The 15,253-nt window shown below is 73.1% G+C and carries 15 protein-coding genes; 8 read left to right on the plus strand and 7 right to left on the minus strand.

The window, feature by feature from the left end:
• Positions 1 to 45 precede the first annotated feature (45 nt).
• A complete protein-coding gene (locus ACZ5GP_RS21475) occupies positions 46 to 483 on the plus strand; it encodes a GNAT family N-acetyltransferase (RefSeq protein WP_468752357.1) in 438 nt (145 codons plus the stop codon).
• On the opposite strand, the gene ACZ5GP_RS21480 is transcribed toward ACZ5GP_RS21475, so the two are convergent.
• Both ACZ5GP_RS21480 and ACZ5GP_RS21485 read right to left on the minus strand, forming a co-directional pair.
• Positions 434 to 961, minus strand: a complete 528-nt coding sequence (locus ACZ5GP_RS21480) for a DUF6314 family protein (RefSeq protein ID WP_468752358.1) — start codon at positions 959 to 961, stop codon at positions 434 to 436. The two genes, ACZ5GP_RS21475 and ACZ5GP_RS21480, sit on opposite strands and share 50 nt — an antisense overlap.
• A 16-nt stretch (positions 962 to 977) precedes the next feature.
• Positions 978 to 1,967, minus strand: coding sequence for an aldo/keto reductase (locus ACZ5GP_RS21485; RefSeq protein WP_468752359.1), 990 nt, complete (start codon positions 1,965 to 1,967; stop codon positions 978 to 980).
• 225 nt (positions 1,968 to 2,192) lie between these two features.
• On the opposite strand from ACZ5GP_RS21485, the gene ACZ5GP_RS21490 reads away from it, so the two are divergent.
• Both ACZ5GP_RS21490 and ACZ5GP_RS21495 read left to right on the plus strand, forming a co-directional pair.
• Complete coding sequence (locus ACZ5GP_RS21490; protein ID WP_468752360.1) at positions 2,193 to 2,423, plus strand: hypothetical protein; 231 nt, start codon at positions 2,193 to 2,195, stop codon at positions 2,421 to 2,423.
• Entirely contained in the window at positions 2,420 to 3,649 is a 1,230-nt protein-coding gene (locus ACZ5GP_RS21495; RefSeq protein WP_468752361.1) for a serine hydrolase domain-containing protein, read from the plus strand. The genes ACZ5GP_RS21490 and ACZ5GP_RS21495 overlap by 4 nt, the downstream gene beginning before the upstream one ends.
• A gap of 138 nt (positions 3,650 to 3,787) precedes the next feature.
• Here ACZ5GP_RS21495 and ACZ5GP_RS21500 read toward each other — a convergent pair whose 3' ends face one another.
• Together ACZ5GP_RS21500 and ACZ5GP_RS21505 are read right to left on the minus strand one after the other, a co-directional pair.
• Positions 3,788 to 5,203 (minus strand): MFS transporter, encoded by a 1,416-nt coding sequence (locus tag ACZ5GP_RS21500; RefSeq protein ID WP_468752541.1) that lies wholly within the window; start codon positions 5,201 to 5,203, stop codon positions 3,788 to 3,790.
• Between the two features lie 56 nt (positions 5,204 to 5,259).
• Entirely contained in the window at positions 5,260 to 5,856 is a 597-nt protein-coding gene (locus ACZ5GP_RS21505) for a TetR/AcrR family transcriptional regulator (RefSeq protein WP_468752362.1), read from the minus strand.
• Positions 5,857 to 5,985: 129 nt separating this feature from the next.
• Between ACZ5GP_RS21505 and ACZ5GP_RS21510 the strand changes: the two genes are divergently transcribed.
• Positions 5,986 to 8,205 (plus strand): NADP-dependent isocitrate dehydrogenase, encoded by a 2,220-nt coding sequence (locus tag ACZ5GP_RS21510; protein ID WP_468752363.1) that lies wholly within the window; start codon positions 5,986 to 5,988, stop codon positions 8,203 to 8,205.
• Positions 8,206 to 8,275: 70 nt separating this feature from the next.
• On the opposite strand, the gene ACZ5GP_RS21515 is transcribed toward ACZ5GP_RS21510, so the two are convergent.
• Positions 8,276 to 9,043, minus strand: a complete 768-nt coding sequence (locus tag ACZ5GP_RS21515; protein ID WP_468752364.1) for a LysR substrate-binding domain-containing protein — start codon at positions 9,041 to 9,043, stop codon at positions 8,276 to 8,278.
• A 57-nt stretch (positions 9,044 to 9,100) separates the two neighbouring features.
• Between ACZ5GP_RS21515 and ACZ5GP_RS21520 the strand changes: the two genes are divergently transcribed.
• On the plus strand, positions 9,101 to 9,520 hold the full coding sequence (locus ACZ5GP_RS21520) for a DUF5997 family protein (protein ID WP_468752365.1): 420 nt from the start codon (positions 9,101 to 9,103) through the stop codon (positions 9,518 to 9,520).
• 15 nt (positions 9,521 to 9,535) lie between these two features.
• On the opposite strand, the gene ACZ5GP_RS21525 is transcribed toward ACZ5GP_RS21520, so the two are convergent.
• Together ACZ5GP_RS21525 and rox are read right to left on the minus strand one after the other, a co-directional pair.
• A complete protein-coding gene (locus ACZ5GP_RS21525; protein ID WP_468752366.1) occupies positions 9,536 to 10,705 on the minus strand; it encodes an alanine--tRNA ligase-related protein in 1,170 nt (389 codons plus the stop codon).
• 238 nt (positions 10,706 to 10,943) lie between these two features.
• Complete coding sequence (rox, locus tag ACZ5GP_RS21530) at positions 10,944 to 12,410, minus strand: rifampin monooxygenase (RefSeq protein WP_468752367.1); 1,467 nt, start codon at positions 12,408 to 12,410, stop codon at positions 10,944 to 10,946.
• 186 nt (positions 12,411 to 12,596) lie between these two features.
• Between rox and ACZ5GP_RS21535 the strand changes: the two genes are divergently transcribed.
• The 3 genes from ACZ5GP_RS21535 (at position 12,597) to ACZ5GP_RS21545 (ending at position 15,102) form a co-directional block, all read left to right on the plus strand.
• Positions 12,597 to 13,337 (plus strand): VOC family protein, encoded by a 741-nt coding sequence (locus tag ACZ5GP_RS21535; protein WP_468752368.1) that lies wholly within the window; start codon positions 12,597 to 12,599, stop codon positions 13,335 to 13,337.
• A 149-nt stretch (positions 13,338 to 13,486) separates the two neighbouring features.
• Positions 13,487 to 13,741, plus strand: coding sequence for an acyl carrier protein (locus ACZ5GP_RS21540; RefSeq protein WP_468752369.1), 255 nt, complete (start codon positions 13,487 to 13,489; stop codon positions 13,739 to 13,741).
• Positions 13,729 to 15,102, plus strand: coding sequence for a wax ester/triacylglycerol synthase domain-containing protein (locus ACZ5GP_RS21545; RefSeq protein ID WP_468752370.1), 1,374 nt, complete (start codon positions 13,729 to 13,731; stop codon positions 15,100 to 15,102). The genes ACZ5GP_RS21540 and ACZ5GP_RS21545 overlap by 13 nt, the downstream gene beginning before the upstream one ends.
• Positions 15,103 to 15,253 lie beyond the last annotated feature (151 nt).

A 15,253-nucleotide genomic window follows, 5' to 3' on the forward strand; every position in this document is an offset into this window, starting at 1 on the left:
GAAACACGCTCGACTTCACGCGGGCGCTGCTGTCAGGGTCGGGGGATGAACGACAGTGTCACGCTCCACGGGGAGTACGAGATCTCGGCCGATCCCGCCCGCGTCGACGCGGCCCGCGTCCACGCGTGGCTGTCCACGGACGCGTACTGGGCCCTCGGCCGCACCCGCGCCAAGCAGGACGCGGCCATCGCGGGGTCGCTGAACTTCGGCGCGTACGACGCGGTCACCGGCGAGCAGGTCGCGTACGCCCGGGTGGTGACCGACCGGGCCACCTTCGCCTGGCTCTGCGACGTGTACGTCTGCCCGGCCGCGCGCGGCAAGGGCCTCGGCACCGCGCTCGTCGACGCGGTCCGCGCGCACCTGGAGCCCTTCGGCCTGCGCCGGGTGCTCCTGGCCACGGCCGACGCGCACGGGGTCTACGAAAAGGTGGGCTTCAAGGTGCTGGAGACTCCGCGGAAGTGGATGGCGCTGGGCGAGCAGTGATCCGGCGCGGGGCCGCCTCGGCGCGCGCCCGGACGCGTACGTAGTCCGTGACGAGCAGCAGGTCCTTGGCGGGGCCGCCCACCCGCCACCGGGTGCGCCAGCGGTCCGCGTCGTACACCTCGAACTCGCCGCGGTAGAGATCCGCGGCGCAGGGGTGGTCCGCGATGTGGTGGCCCGAGCGCAGATCCAGGTCGTGGAAGAAGCGCCCGTCGGCGAACTCCACCCGGGCCGTGCCCGGGACCTCGCCGGGCAGGAAGCGCAGGGTGCGCTCGGCGGGGCGCGCGGTGCCGCGCCAGGTGAAGACGCCCGACTCGTGGTGCAGCAGCCCGGCGCCGTCCGGGGCGGGCAGCGGCGTGAAGCGCGTCGTACCGGTGAAGCGGCCCTCGGACCCGGCGGCGAGATCACGGACCGCGCGGGTCACCCGCCACTCGCCCGCGAGATGGGCCAGGGCCTCGGGGACGGGGTGGGGGAGGGCCATACCGGCAGGTTAGCCGCTACTTGTCGACGACCGACATGCTGCGCTCGTCGTACCGGGTGCCCGCGACCTTGCCCTCGGGCACCGCCGCGTCGATCGCCGCGAGGTCCTCGGCGGACAGCTCGATCGTGGCGGCAGCGACGTTCTCCTCCAGGTACTTCTCGCGCCGCGTGCCCGGGATCGGCACGACGTCGTCGCCGCGGTGCTGCACCCAGGCGAGCGCGAGCTGCCCGGCGGTGACGCCCTTCTCGGCGGCGAGCGCGTTCAGGGTGTCGACGATGGCCAGGTTCCGCTCCAGGTTGCCGTCGGCGAAGCGGGGCTGGTTGCGCCGCAGATCGTCCTCGGGGAGCGCGTCGAGCGAGGTGTAGCGGCCGGTGAGGAAGCCGCGGCCGAGCGGGGAGAACGGCACGAGGCCGATGCCCAGCTCCCGGCAGACCGGCGCGATCTCCGCCTCCAGATCCCGGGTCCACAGGGACCACTCGCTCTGCAGCGCGGCGATCGGATGCACGGCGTGCGCCCGGCGGATCGTGCGCGCACTGGCTTCGGAGAGCCCGAGGTGGCGCACCTTGCCCGCCTCCACCAGCTCGGCGAGCGCGCCGACGGTCTCCTCGATCGGCACGGTCCTGTCCACCCGGTGCACGTAGTACAGGTCGATGTGGTCGACGCCGAGGCGGCGCAGCGAGGCGTCACAGGCCTCGCGCACGTAGGCGGCGTCGCCCCGTATCCGCAGCGGATCGCCGAGGCGGTTGGCGAAGCCGAACTTCGTGGCGACGACGGCCTGTTCGCGGCGGGGGCCGGCGAGGGCGCGGCCGATCAGCTCCTCGTTGTGGCCGCTGCCGTAGAAGTCGGAGGTGTCGAGCAGGGTGACGCCGAGGTCGAGGGCGCGGTGGATCGTCGCGATCGACTGGGTGTCGTCCGCGGCGCCGTAGGCGTGGCTCATCCCCATGCACCCCAGTCCCTGGGCCGAGACGGTCAGCGCGCCGAGGCGGCGGGTGGGAAGGCCGGTCATGGTGGTACCTCCTGGCTGGTGCTCCATGGGTCGGCTCGACCTTAGGAGTTGGAGCGGACTCCAGGTCAAGCCGCGGTGTCGGGGGAACCACCGGGCCCGTACTGGTGCTGGCCCCAGGGAAGATCGTCCCGCTGGCCCGATGGTCCGGCGGCGCCGGGGTTCCTAGCGTGGTGATCACTCCTCCGGCCCCCGTCCGGAGCGACGGACACCGAACCAAGGAGCACGATGCGCGTCGCGTCAGCAGTCACCGCGGGCCTGGGTTTCGCCGGTCTCCTCGCGAGCGGCGTGACCGCCGCCACCGACCCGTTACCACCCGAGAAGGTCCGCGACACGCCGAGTTGGGGCGACGGCCTCACGCCCTTCCCCTGTGCCGACCGGGCCGTCCACCCCTACCTGCGCGACGGGAAGCTGCCCGCCGCGGACCTCACCCGCCCGAAGCCGGAGACACGCTCATGACGGAGACCAGCAGGCGCACCGGAACGCAGATCAGCCGGCGCACCGGACTGACGGCCGCCGCGGCGGCGCTGCTCACGGGGGCGGCGGTCCCTGCCGCCTCCGCCGCCGCGCCCCGACGCGGGCACGACCTCCAGCGCGGCGTCGACGCCGTCCTCGCCACCGGCGTGAGCGGCGTCCTCGCCGAGGTGCGGGGCCCGCACGGCCGCACGGCCGCCCGCGCGGGCGTCGCCGACCTCGCGGCGAAGGACCCGGTGCCCTGGAACGCGTACTACCGCATCGGCAGCGACACCAAGACGTACACGGCCGCCGTCGTCCTCCAACTCGTCGGCGAGGGACGGCTGAAGCTCACCGACACCGTCGAGCACCGGCTGCCCGGGCTGATCCGCGGTCACGGCAACGACGGGCGCCGGATCACCGTCACCAACCTGCTGCGCCAGACCAGCGGCCTGAACGACTACATCGCCCTCGGGGCGGACCCGGGCGACCTCACCCCGGAGGCCTACCGCGCCCACCGCTTCCACTCGCAGACCCCCGAGGAACAGGTGACGGCGGCCCTCGGCGAGCCGCCGCGCTGGCTTCCCGACGCCGACGACCCGGCGGGGGAGCGGCGCTGGCGGTACTCCAACACGAACTACGTCGTCGCCGGACTGCTCATCGAGGCCGTCACCGGACACCCCTGGGCCCAGGAGGTCCACGAGCGGATCATCGAACCGCTGGGCCTGCGCCACACCTTCACCCCCGGGACCTCGCCGTACGTGCCGAACCCGACGGCCACCGGCTACACGTACTTCCCCCACGGCACCGGGCCGATCGACACCACCCTCGGTTTCGGCGGCGGGGCCGACGGCTGCCTCATCTCCACGGTCCGCGACCACGGAACATTTCTGCGCGCCCTGTTCGGCGGGCGGTTGCTGCGCCCCGCGCAGCTCGCGGCAATGAAGCGGACGGTTCCCGTGCGGGACTGGATACCGGCCGACGGCGTCCGCTACGGCCTCGGCGTGGCCTGGCGGCCTGTGGCCGGCCTGCGGGACGGCATCTGGTTCCATGGCGGCACCAGCCTGGGCTGCGTCTCCGAAGGCGGCGTGACCCCGGACGGCGCCGCGGCCGTGGCCAGCGCCGCCTTCACGCTGCGCGTGGACAGCGAGGAGAGCCACCAGGCGCAGGCACGGGCGACGCTGCGCATGGTGGACACGGCGCTGCGGGACGCCACGAACGCGGGCCGTTAGGGCGGACCGCGCAGGGAGGCCGACACCTGGAGGTGCCCCGCCCGTCCGGCCAAGGGTGGCCGCGCCCCGCGAGAGGGCGACACCTCCAGGTCCTCGGCGCCGTGGACACAGGCAGTGGCCAGACACGGGCAGTGGCCGCTATCCCCGCGAGGGGATTTCCGCCGTCGGCCGGGGTGGTGGCGCCGCCGTCGGGGAGACGCCGGCCCGTGGGTCGGCCCGCCGCGGCAGCCTCGTCGCCGCCACCGCGCCGAGCGCCGCGACTGCCGCGAGGACCGTCAGGGTCGGGCCCATCGCGGAGAGGAAGGCGCCGTCCGTCCAGTGGGGCCCCCTGCCTTGGGGGTGCGCGGCCGGGGCGGCGAGGGTGGTCATCAGCGTGGTGGCCGCGGCGATGCCCAGCGTGGGGCCGATGTTCATCGCGGTCTGCTGGAGGCCGCCCGCCACCCCCGCGTCGGCGACCGGGGCGTGTCGTACGACGACGGCCGTCGCGGCGACCATCACCGTGCCGAATCCCGCGCCGACCAGCATGAAAGCGCCGCCGGTCGTCGGCGGGCCCGACGCCTGGTCCAGCCGGGACAGGGCGAGGACACCGAGGGCGAGCAGCGCCATCGCGGCCATGATCGTGCGCCGCGGCCCGTACCGCCGCAGCAGTACCGCCGCGAGCGGCGCGCTCACCACCATCATCAGCGCGAGCGGCAGCGCCCGCAGCGCGCTGTGCAGCGGAGTCAGCGCCAGCACGTCCTGAAGGAAGTACGTCGCCACGAACAGCGCCCCGAACATCGCCGCCGACGCCGCCACCAGAATCCCGAGGGCGGGCCCGACCGCGGCCGACGCGACAAGGCGGGGCGGCACCAGCGGGCTCGCCGCCCGGCGCTCGTGCCGCAGGAACACGGCCCCGGTGACCGCCGCCCCGCCGCAGCCCAGTGCGGTCGCCGTCGTCCAGCCGGTCTCCGGGACGCCGACCAGGGTGTGCACGAGGCAGGCCAGCGTCACCGCGAGCAGCGCGGCGCCGGGCACGTCGAGGCCCGGCGCGGGTCCCTCGCGGGGTGGCGCGGGCACTCGTATCGCCCAGGCCAGTACGCCGATGACCAGCGCCGGCACGACGCCGAGGAAGAACACCGAGCGCCAGCCCAGCAGCGTGGCGAGCGCCCCGCCCAGCACCGGCCCGGCCGCCGCCGCGAACCCGATGGCGCTCGTGCGCACCGCGATCGGCATCCCGAGTCTCTCCGGCGGGTACGCCGCCCGCAGCATCCCGAGTGTGGCGGGCTGGAGCAGCGCGCCACAGACGCCCTGGGCGACACGCAGCCCGATCACCCAGCCGACGCCGGACGAGAGGCCGATCCCTGCCGACGCGAGCGCGAACCCGAGGGTCCCGACGGCGAAGATCCGCCGGTGCCCGTACCGGTCGCCGAGGCGCCCCGCGAAGACCAGCAGGCCCGCGACGGCGATCAGGTACCCGGTGCTCGTCCACTGCACCTGGGCGAAGGAGGCGTCCAGATCGCGCTGGAGGGCGGGCTGTACGACGGTCAGCACCGTGCCGTCCAGGGCGACGAGCATGGCGCCGAGCACGCTGCACGCGAGGGTCAGGTTCCGCTGTACCCCGGGGCCCGCGCTCACGCCGGCCCCGGACCGAGGTGCGCGTCGAGCGCGGCCGCGATCAGGGGCTCCACGTCCGCCGCCCCCGTCGCGAGCCGCAGGCTGCCCCATCCCCACAGCTGCGCGATGCCGTGCAGGTTCGCCCACAGCGCGCCCGCGGCGACCCGCGCCCCCGCGCCGGACGCCGGGCGGGCCTCGGCGACCAGAGCGACCAGCACGTCGAAGAGCGGCAGGCTGGTCTCCCGCAGTCCGAGCCCGTCGCTCTCCAGCAGGTCGTGGCGGAACATCAGCTCGAACATGCCGGGGTGCTCCGCCGCGAAGCCGAGATAGGCGCGGCTCAGCGCCGTCAGCCGCGTACGGGCGTCCCCGTCGGCGGCGGCCCCGGCCACGCGCTCGGCCAGTTCGGCGTAGCCCCGGCGCGCGATGGCGGACAGCAACGCCACATGTGTGGGGAAGTGGCGCCGGGGAGCGCCGTGCGAGACCCCCGCCCTGCGGGCGATCTCCCGCAGGGTCAGCGCCTGCACCCCCTCCGCCGCCAGAAGTCCGACGCCGGCGTCCACCAGCCGGGCCCGCAGCCCCGCGTCCTGCTCGCCCGTAGGCGCTCTCTCGCTCATAGACAGTGTCTACTACATTTCGTAGACACTGTCTACGCAGCTGGGAATGCCCGGGGCCCTGTCCTTCACGGGGGAGGTACGAGGTATCTTGATGTCGAGAAATGTTGCAGACGCGGAGCGGAGCACCCGGTGACTGACTCGACCATCATCTACACCCACACTGACGAGGCCCCGGCCCTGGCGACCCATTCCTTCTTGCCGGTCGTCCAGGCCTACGCCTCGACCGCGGGCGTCAGCGTGGAGACCCGCGACATCTCGCTCGCGGGCCGGATCATCGCGAGCTTCCCCGAGCGTCTGGAGGAGGGCCAGCGCATCAACGACGCCCTCGCCGAGCTCGGCGAGCTCGCCAAGACGCCCGGGGCGAACATCATCAAGCTGCCCAACATCTCGGCCTCGATCCCGCAGCTGAAGGCCGCGGTCGCCGAGCTGCAGGGTCAGGGCTACGCGCTCCCCGACTACCCGGACGACCCGAAGACCGACGAGGAGCGCGACATCCGCGCCCGTTACGACAAGGTCAAGGGCAGCGCCGTCAACCCGGTCCTGCGCGAGGGCAACTCCGACCGCCGCGCCCCCGCGTCGGTCAAGAACTACGCCAAGGCCCACCCGCACCGCATGGGCGCCTGGTCGTCCGAGTCGAAGACGAACGTCGCCACCATGGGCGAGAACGACTTCCGCTCCACCGAGAAGTCCGCGGTGATCACCGAGGCCGGCGCGCTGCGCATCGAGCTGACCGGTGACGACGGCTCCACCACCGTCCTGCGCGAGTCCGTACCGGTCCTGCCGGGCGAGGTCGTCGACGCCTCCGTCATGCGCGTCGCCGCGCTGCGCGAGTTCCTCAAGCAGCAGGTCGCCCGCGCCAAGTCCCAGGGCGTCCTGTTCTCCGTGCACCTCAAGGCCACGATGATGAAGGTCTCCGACCCGATCGTCTTCGGCCACGTGGTCCGCGCCTTCTTCCCGAAGACCTTCGCCGCGTACGGCGAGACCCTGGCCGCCGCCGGTCTGACCCCGAACGACGGCCTGGGCGGCATCTTCAAGGGCCTGGAGTCCCTCCCCGAGGGCGACAAGATCAAGGCGTCCTTCGAGGCCGAGCTGGCCGAGGGCCCGGAGCTGGCCATGGTCGACTCCGACAAGGGCATCACCAACCTGCACGTCCCGAGTGACGTCATCGTCGACGCCTCCATGCCGGCGATGATCCGCACCTCCGGCCACATGTGGGGCCCGGACGGCGAGGAGCAGGACACCCTCGCCGTGCTGCCCGACAGCAGCTACGCCGGCATCTACCAGGTCGTCATCGACGACTGCCGCGCCAACGGCGCCTTCGACCCCTCGACCATGGGCTCCGTCCCGAACGTCGGCCTGATGGCGCAGAAGGCCGAGGAGTACGGCAGCCACGACAAGACCTTCGAGGTCCAGACCACCGGCACCGTGCGCGTCCTCGACGGCGCCGGCAAGGTCGTCCTGGAGCAGGCCGTCTCCGCCGGTGACATCTTCCGCATGTGCCAGACCAAGGACGCCCCGATCCAGGACTGGGTCAAGCTCGCCGTCACCCGCGCCCGCGCCACCGGCAGCCCCGCCGTGTTCTGGCTGGACGAGACCCGCGCCCACGACGCCGTGCTCATCGGCAAGGTCCGCCAGTACCTCGCCGACCACGACACCGCGGGCCTGGACATCCGGATCATGTCGCCGGTCGACGCCACCGCGTTCTCCCTGGAGCGCATCCGCCGCGGCGAGGACACCATCTCCGTCACCGGCAACGTCCTGCGCGACTACCTCACCGACCTGTTCCCGATCCTGGAGCTGGGCACCAGCGCCAAGATGCTCTCGGTCGTCCCGCTGATGAACGGCGGCGGCCTCTTCGAGACGGGCGCCGGCGGCTCCGCCCCGAAGCACGTCCAGCAGCTCGTCAAGGAGAACTACCTGCGCTGGGACAGCCTGGGTGAGTTCCTCGCCCTCGCCGTCAGCTTCGAGCACCTGGCCACCACCACGGGCAATGCCCGCGCGCAGATCCTCGCCGACACCCTGGACCGCGCCACGGCCACGTTCCTGGAGAACGACAAGTCGCCGAGCCGCCGCCTCGGTGGCATCGACAACCGCGGCAGCCACTTCTACCTCGCCCTCTACTGGGCGCAGGAGCTGGCGAAGCAGACCGAGGACGCGCAGCTCGCCGAGGCGTTCGCGGCGCTGGCCAAGACGCTGGCCGAGCAGGAGCAGACCATCGTCGACGAGCTGATCGCGGTGCAGGGCTCGCCGGCCGACATCGGCGGCTACTACCAGCCGGACGCCGCCAAGGCCGCCGCGGTCATGCGTCCGTCCGAGACGCTCAACCAGGCGCTGGCGATCCTGGGCTGACGCCCGGCACACAGTCGTGAAAGGGCCTCCCGCGCAGTGGCGGGAGGCCCTTTCACGTGCTCGCGGCCGACTACGACCGGCGGCGGGGCTTGCCGCGCTTGGCGGCCGGCTTGGCGCCCTTCGGCTGCCGGGCGGGCGCCCCGCGCCGGCCCTTGTCGCCCGCCTTCGCCTTGGCCGCGGCCTTGGGGGCGGCCTTGGCCTGCGGCTTGTCCTTGGCGGGACCCTGCGTGCGGCCCCGCGAACTGTTCACCGTGCGGCCGCGGACGATCCCGATGAAGTCCTCCACCAGGTCCGTGGTCCCGGCCTCCGGCCACGACAGGGCGACGCGGGACTCGGGGGCGTCGGTCACGGGCCGGTAGGTGAGGTCCTTGCGGTGGTGCAGCCGGGCCAGGGACTGGGGCACCAGGAGTACGCCGATGCCCGCGGCGACCAGCTCGATCGCGTCCTCGGTGGTGGCCGGGCGCTCCAGGGCGGGCAGCCCCGGGCGCCGCTCCCACTCCAGCGTCTCGTCGAGCGGGTGCAGCACGATCTCCCCGACCAGATCCTCGCGGGACACCTCTTCCACGGCCGTCACCACGTGGTCCTTGGGGACCACGACGACCGTCGTCTCGGTGTAGAGGGGGATGGCGCTGAGATCCGTACGGTCGATCGGCAGCCGGACGAATCCGGCGTCGGCGCCCCCCGTGCGCAGCACGTCAGGTGCTTCGGCGGCGGAGACCTGGAGAAGGGTCAGCGGGACGTCGGGCAGCCGCTCGTTCCAGATACGCACCCACTTGGCGGGTGTCACCCCCGGGACGTAGGCGAGCCGGAACGAAGGGGTTACTTCCGAGCCTGTCACCTCGCCAGGCTACCCGGCGTGGTCGGGAGTAGCGCACATGCTCGATACCCTTGACCCATGACGTCGCACCAGACCACCCAGACCATGAAGCCCGCGACCGCGGCGAAGAAGCTGGGTGTGTACCTCCAGGCCACACCCGCCGAGTTCCAGGAGGGTGTCGTCTCGCGCAGCGAGCTGAACGCGCTGCAGGCCGACCCGCCCGAGTGGCTCCAGGAACTGCGGCGCACCGGCCCGCACCCCCGACCCGTGGTCGCCGCCAAGCTCGGCGTCTCCATCGCGGGCCTCGCCCGCGGCGGGATCACCGAGCCCCTCACCACCGAGCAGATCGACGCGCTGAAGGACGAGATGCCCGGCTGGCTGCGCGAGGAGCGCGCCACGCAGGCCGAGGTCCGCAAGGAAGCGGTGCGGATCAAGGAGAAGCGGGAAGAGGAGGCGGCCAAGCGCGCCGCACGCGCCGACGAGGACGCCCGCTCCTAGGCCGTCGCCAGGCCCTCAGCCCGGCGGCCGCAGGGCCGTCACCAGATCGCGCGGCAGCCCATGGGTGTCGTGCAGATGGCGGAAGTCCTCCTCGTCCAGCGGGCCCCGGAACCGCGGCCGGGCCAGCACCCGACGGCCGCGCTCCAGGAGCCGCCGGAAGCGGCGCTCCTCGTCCAGGAGCACCCGGCGCACCTCGTCAGGACCGGCCTCCTGCCGGAACCGGTCCAGGGTGTGCCGGACCAGCTCGTCGGGCAGATCGCCGAGACCGCGCGAGGGGTCGTCCCGCCACAGCACGGTCAGCACCCGCCGCACCAGCCGGCGCAGCACGTAACCGCGTCCGGTGGCGGCCGGGCGCACCCCGTCGCCGATCACCACCACGGCCGAGCGCAGATGGTCGCAGACCACCCGCAGCGACGGCTCGTCCACCGGCCACAGTCCCGGCACGAGCCGCCGCCACGGCTCGAAGACGTCGCACTCGAAGACCGACGTCCGGCCCTGGAGCAGGGCGGCCAGCCGCTCCAGGCCGAGGCCGGTGTCCACGTTGCGCCGGCGCAGCGGCACGAGGGAGCCGTCGGGCAGCCGGCGGTGGCTCATCATCACGTGGTTCCACACCTCGACCCAGCGGCCGTCGCGCGTTGGCGTCGACTCGGGCGGGCCGTCGCCGGTCCACAGGAAGATCTCCGAGTCGGGCCCGCACGGACCGGGTGAGTCGCCGGGCCACCAGTTGTCCTCGACGGTCAGCTCCACCGGCACCCCGCGTGACTGCCACAGCTCCAGTGAGTCGGTGTCGGGTCCGCTCCGTTCGTCCCCGCCGAAGGCGGTGGCGTGCAGCAGCCCCGGGTCGACCCCGAACCCCTCGGTGAGCAGCCCGTGCCCCCATTCGAGGCTCTGCCGGCCGTCGTAGTCCCCGAGGGACCAGGTGCCGAGCATCTCGAAGACGGTCAGATGCGTGGGGTCGCCGACCTCCTCCAGGTCCGTGGTGCGCAGACACCGCTGTACGTCGACCAGCCGACGGCCCAGCGGATGCGGGCGCCCCTCCAGATACGGGATCAGCGGATGCATGCCCGAGGTGGTGAACAGGACCGGGTCCCCGGGCGGTGGCAGCAGGGTCGAGCCGGTGATCCGGCGGTGCCCGCGCTCCTCGTAGTACTCGACGAACGTACGGACGATTCGTTCGGTGTCCATGGCGGTGGTTCCTTCGCGTCGCTGCGGAGAGGCGCCGGGCGACGGCCCGCTGCTGCACCGGAACCGGGACGGGAGGACCACGGGACACCGGCGGGCCGTTTCCGGTCGCCGGTGGGAGAGGAGTACGTCAGGCGGCGGCAACCGGCGAGCTGGTCGCTCGCGCGGTCGCGGTGCGGCTGGTGCCGGTGACGTTCATGCCGCCGAAGATAACGCGCCGAGGCGTGCCGGGGCACACGATTTACCAGGCGGCGCCGAACCAGGTGGGCAGGTGGCGCAGCAGCTCCTCCTGCTCCCCGCCGACCCACGCCACGTGACCGTCGGGCCGCAGCAGCAGCGCGGGCACGTCCCCTTCCCCGCACGCGTCCACTTCCTCGCACCCGTCCACGACGTGGTCGACCCGGTCCGCCCAGCCCTCCACCGACAGCCGGCCGGTCCGGTCGAGCAGCAGACCGCGGCCGCCGCGCATCAGTTCGTAGAGGCGGCCCTCCTTCAGTTGCACGTCCCGCATCCGCCGGCCGACCAGGTCGTGGTCCGCCGCCGGCCCGCCGAAGTCGTAGCGGATGTCGACCGCGGTGATGAGCCCGGTGACGTACCGGTTCACCTCCTCGAAGTCGAGCAGCTTCCCGAACAGCTCCCGCAGCGCGGTCGCGCCCGGGGAGGTGCCGAGCAGCGTGATCTGCGCCCGCGTGTTGGCCAGCACGGCGGCGCCCACCGGGTGCCGTTCGGCGTGGTAGGTGTCGAGCAGCCCCTCCGGGGCCCAGCCGGCGACCGCGGCGGCCAGCTTCCAGCCGAGGTTGAACGCGTCCTGCACCCCGAGGTTGAGGCCCTGCCCACCGGTCGGCGGGTGGATGTGCGCCGCGTCGCCCGCCAGCAGCACCCGACCGACGCGGTAGCGCTCGGCCTGCCGGGTGGCGTCGCCGAACCGGGAGAGCCAGCGCGGCGAGTGCACCCCGAAGTCGGTGCCCGCCGTCGCCCGCAGCTGCCGCTTGAACTCCTCCAGGGTCGGCGCCGCCCGGTCCTCGCTCACCCCGTCGGCGGGCACGACGACGCGGCACACCCCGTCCTCGCCCGGCGCGACGCCGAACCGCAGCTGGGTCTTGCGGACCTCCGCCACGACGGCGGCGACCTTCGCCGGGTCCTCGGTCATCTCCATGTCGCCCAGCATCGTCTCGACGGTGGCGGGCTCGCCGGGGAAGCCGACCCCGATCAGCTTGCGCACCACGCTGCGCCCGCCGTCGCAGCCGACGACATAGCGGGAGCGCAGCCGCGTGCCGTCCGCCAGCTCGACGCTCACCCCGTCCTCGTCCTGGCTCAGCCCGACGACCTCGCAGCCGCGCCGGATGTCCGTGCCCAGTTCGCGTGCGCGCTCGTGGAGCAGCCGCTCGGTGACCGGTTGCGGGGCGGCGATGCCGTAGGGGTGCGCCGTGTCCAACTGGTCCGGCCACGGCTTCAGCATGCCGCCGAACAACCCACCGGCCTGGAACTTCTGGCTGGTGGCGAGAAACCGGTCGAGCAGGCCGCGCTGGTCCATCACCTCGACGCTGCGGACGTGCAGGCCCTGCCCCCGGGACTCCTTGGTCGGCTCGGTCAGTCGCTCCAGCACGACCACGCGCACGTCGTGCAGCCGCAGCTCGGCGGCCAGCATCAGACCGGTCGGCCCGCCGCCCACCACGATCACGTCCATCGCGTCCATCATCAATGACATCCATCCGACGAGGCTGCGCGAGCCCGTCTTTTCCGCAGGTCATGAGCTTGAGGGAGCATTCTGCGGTACGAACGGGGCCTTGCCGCAAGGCCCCTGGTGCGCTATAAGTTGAGAGTGGCGAGAAGCGCGGAAGCTTCCCGCCCTTCTCTTTTTCCGGCCCCTCGGGCCGTGCATAGGATCGCCCGTATGGCACTGCGACCCGTACAGGTGAACATCAAGGCCCTCGACGCCGCGGCCGTCGGCCGGTTCTGGGCACAGGCGCTCGGCTGGCAGGCCTACAGCCCCGGCGTGACGACCTACGTCGGGCCCGCCGGCGGCCTGGTCTGGCCGGACCCGGCTGCCCTCGGCGTCGATGTCGTGCCGGTCCCGGGCCCCAAGACGGCGGCCAAGAACCGCGTGCACCTCGACCTCGCCACCACCTCCGCGGACCACCAGGCGGAGTTGGTCGCCCGCCTCCGGGCCCTTGGCGCCACACCCGTGGACGTCGGGCAGGGCGATGTGCCGTGGGCGGTCCTCGCCGACCCCGAGGGCAACGAATTCTGCGTACTGGAGCCCCGGGAGGCCTACCGGGACACCGGGCCGATCGCCGCGATCGTGGTCGACTGCGCCGATCCGCGGGCCATGGCGCGGTTCTGGGGCGAGGCCATGGACTGGTCCCTGCTCGAAGTGGACGACGACCAGGCGGTGTTGCGCTCCGCCAAGGGGAGCGGCCCCTACCTGGAGTTCCTGCGCACGCCCGGCGCCAAGCGGGTGCCGGACCGCGTCCACCTCGACCTGCTGCCGTACCCCGGCGACGACAAGGCGGCGGAGGTGGCCCGGTTGCGGGCCCTCGGCGCCACCGATCTCGATCTCGGCCAGGGCGATGTCCTGTGGACGTGCCTCACCGACCCGGAGGGGCATGAGCTCTGCGTTCTCGCCGTCGAGTGAGGGTGACGGCGACGGGCCAGGGTGACCCCCAGGCCCCTCGTCCGGGTGAATTGTTCGCCTCCGGCCGGTAATTCCCGGCCCTGTCGCGAGGATCGAGAGTTACAGCCGGTGGCAGCAGCCGGTTCGAGCGACCTCGCGAGGAGACAGCAGTGAGCACGGGATACAGCATTGTCGTGGAAGTTTTGGCGGGCCAATTCAACTGCGCGACAGAGGAGTTGACGCCGAGCACCACGATGGAGGACGCGGACCTCGACTCGCTCGCACAGGTCGAGTTCGCCGTCGCCCTGGAGAACCGGACCGGCCTGAAATTCAGCGACGACCAGGTCACCCTGGACACGACGCTGAGCCAGATCGCCGCCGTCATCGACGCCTCCTGCGGCGCCGGCGCCTCATGCGAAGCGTGAAGTGCCCCGGCCCGGTCGGCAGCACCGTCCTGACGCCCGTCGAGGAACTCCTCTGCGGGAACGGCGCGATCCCCGAACCCCCCATCGGAATGGCCCTGCTGTTCGAGGGAAGACCGCCGCGTCTGGATGATCTGCGCGACCGGGTGGCCGACCGCTGGGGCGAGACCCCTCTGCTGTCCCGGACGCTGCTGCGACCACCGCCTCCCACCTGGACGGGCCGCCACCGCTGGTCACCGGCCGCCGCGTTCGACGTCCGCACCCAGGTCGTCGAGACACGCGTCGAGGTCCCGCACGCGGACGCGGAGGACACGGCGTTCACGGATCTGCTCGGCCGCCTGGTCGCCGAGCCGGTGCCCCACGGGTTGCCGCCCTGGCGCCTGCACCTGGTCCACGCGGGACGCGAGCACGCCCCCCAGGAGCGGTTCGCGCTCGTCCTGACCACCCACCACTCCCTCATGGACGGACGCTCCTTGGAGCGCCTGCTGAGCGGACTCCTCGACGGCGCCGCCGGCCGCGACGGCGCGTACGCCGGCGCGCGGTCCGTACGTACGCCGCAGGCCACCGGGCCCGTACGCGAGGCGCCCGCCAGGTGGGCCAAGCGCACCGGCCGCGTCCTCGACAGCGTGCGGCCCGGGCGTGCCCTGCCGCTCGACCCCGGGCCGCCCCGCGCGCAGCGGGACCTCGCCTGGGTGGATCTCGACGCGGACGCCGTTCGAGCGGCCCGCCGCGCCCTGCCGGGGCTCGGGGCGACCCTCAACGAGGTGCTGCTGGCCTCCTCCGCGGGCGCCCTGCGTGCCGTCCACGGTGCGCCGGACACCTGGCCCGGACCGTCCCGCCCGCTGTTCGGCATCTTCTCCGTGGACCTGCGCACCCCGGAGCGGAGCGAGGAACTCGGCAACATCGTCTCGGTGGTGCGGCTCCCGCTGCCCGTGGCGGCCGACGGCCCACGGGAGCGGCTCAGGGCCTGCCGTGCCACGCTGTCCGGTTCGGGGCCGGTGTACGGCGCGGGCACCGTCCCCCGCTTGATCGGCGCCGCCTCCGCGCTCGGCCCCTGGGCGCTGCGCCTGCTCGTCATGGAGTCCAGGAGACCCCGTTGGGCCCCCGTGACCTGCATCGCCATCAAGTGGCCGCGCGGCGCCCGGTCCTTGGACGGCGCGCCGCTGAAGAGGGTGATCCCGCTGCCGCAGGTGCCGATCCCGGGGACGGTCACCCTGGCGCTCGTGGACCACGCGCGCACCTTCACCCTCTGCGTGGTGGGCCACACCCCCGCCGGTCACGCGCGGAGGCTCGCCGACGCGTTCGGGCGCGAGCTGGCGGCCCTCGGGAACCATGATCCCCAACTCACCCTCGCGGCACGGTGATCGCCCGCCCTTCGTAACCCGTCGCCCCGTATCTCGTTCCCTTCTGTGACGGTGAGCACCGGCATCGAGCGCCGGCGTCGACCTCCCGGACGTCGGTCTCCGGCGTCGGCCTTCCGTCGGCCCGGCGGCGCAGAACCGTAACGCCAACACG

This window comes from Streptomyces sp. NPDC031466, assembly GCF_055581265.1.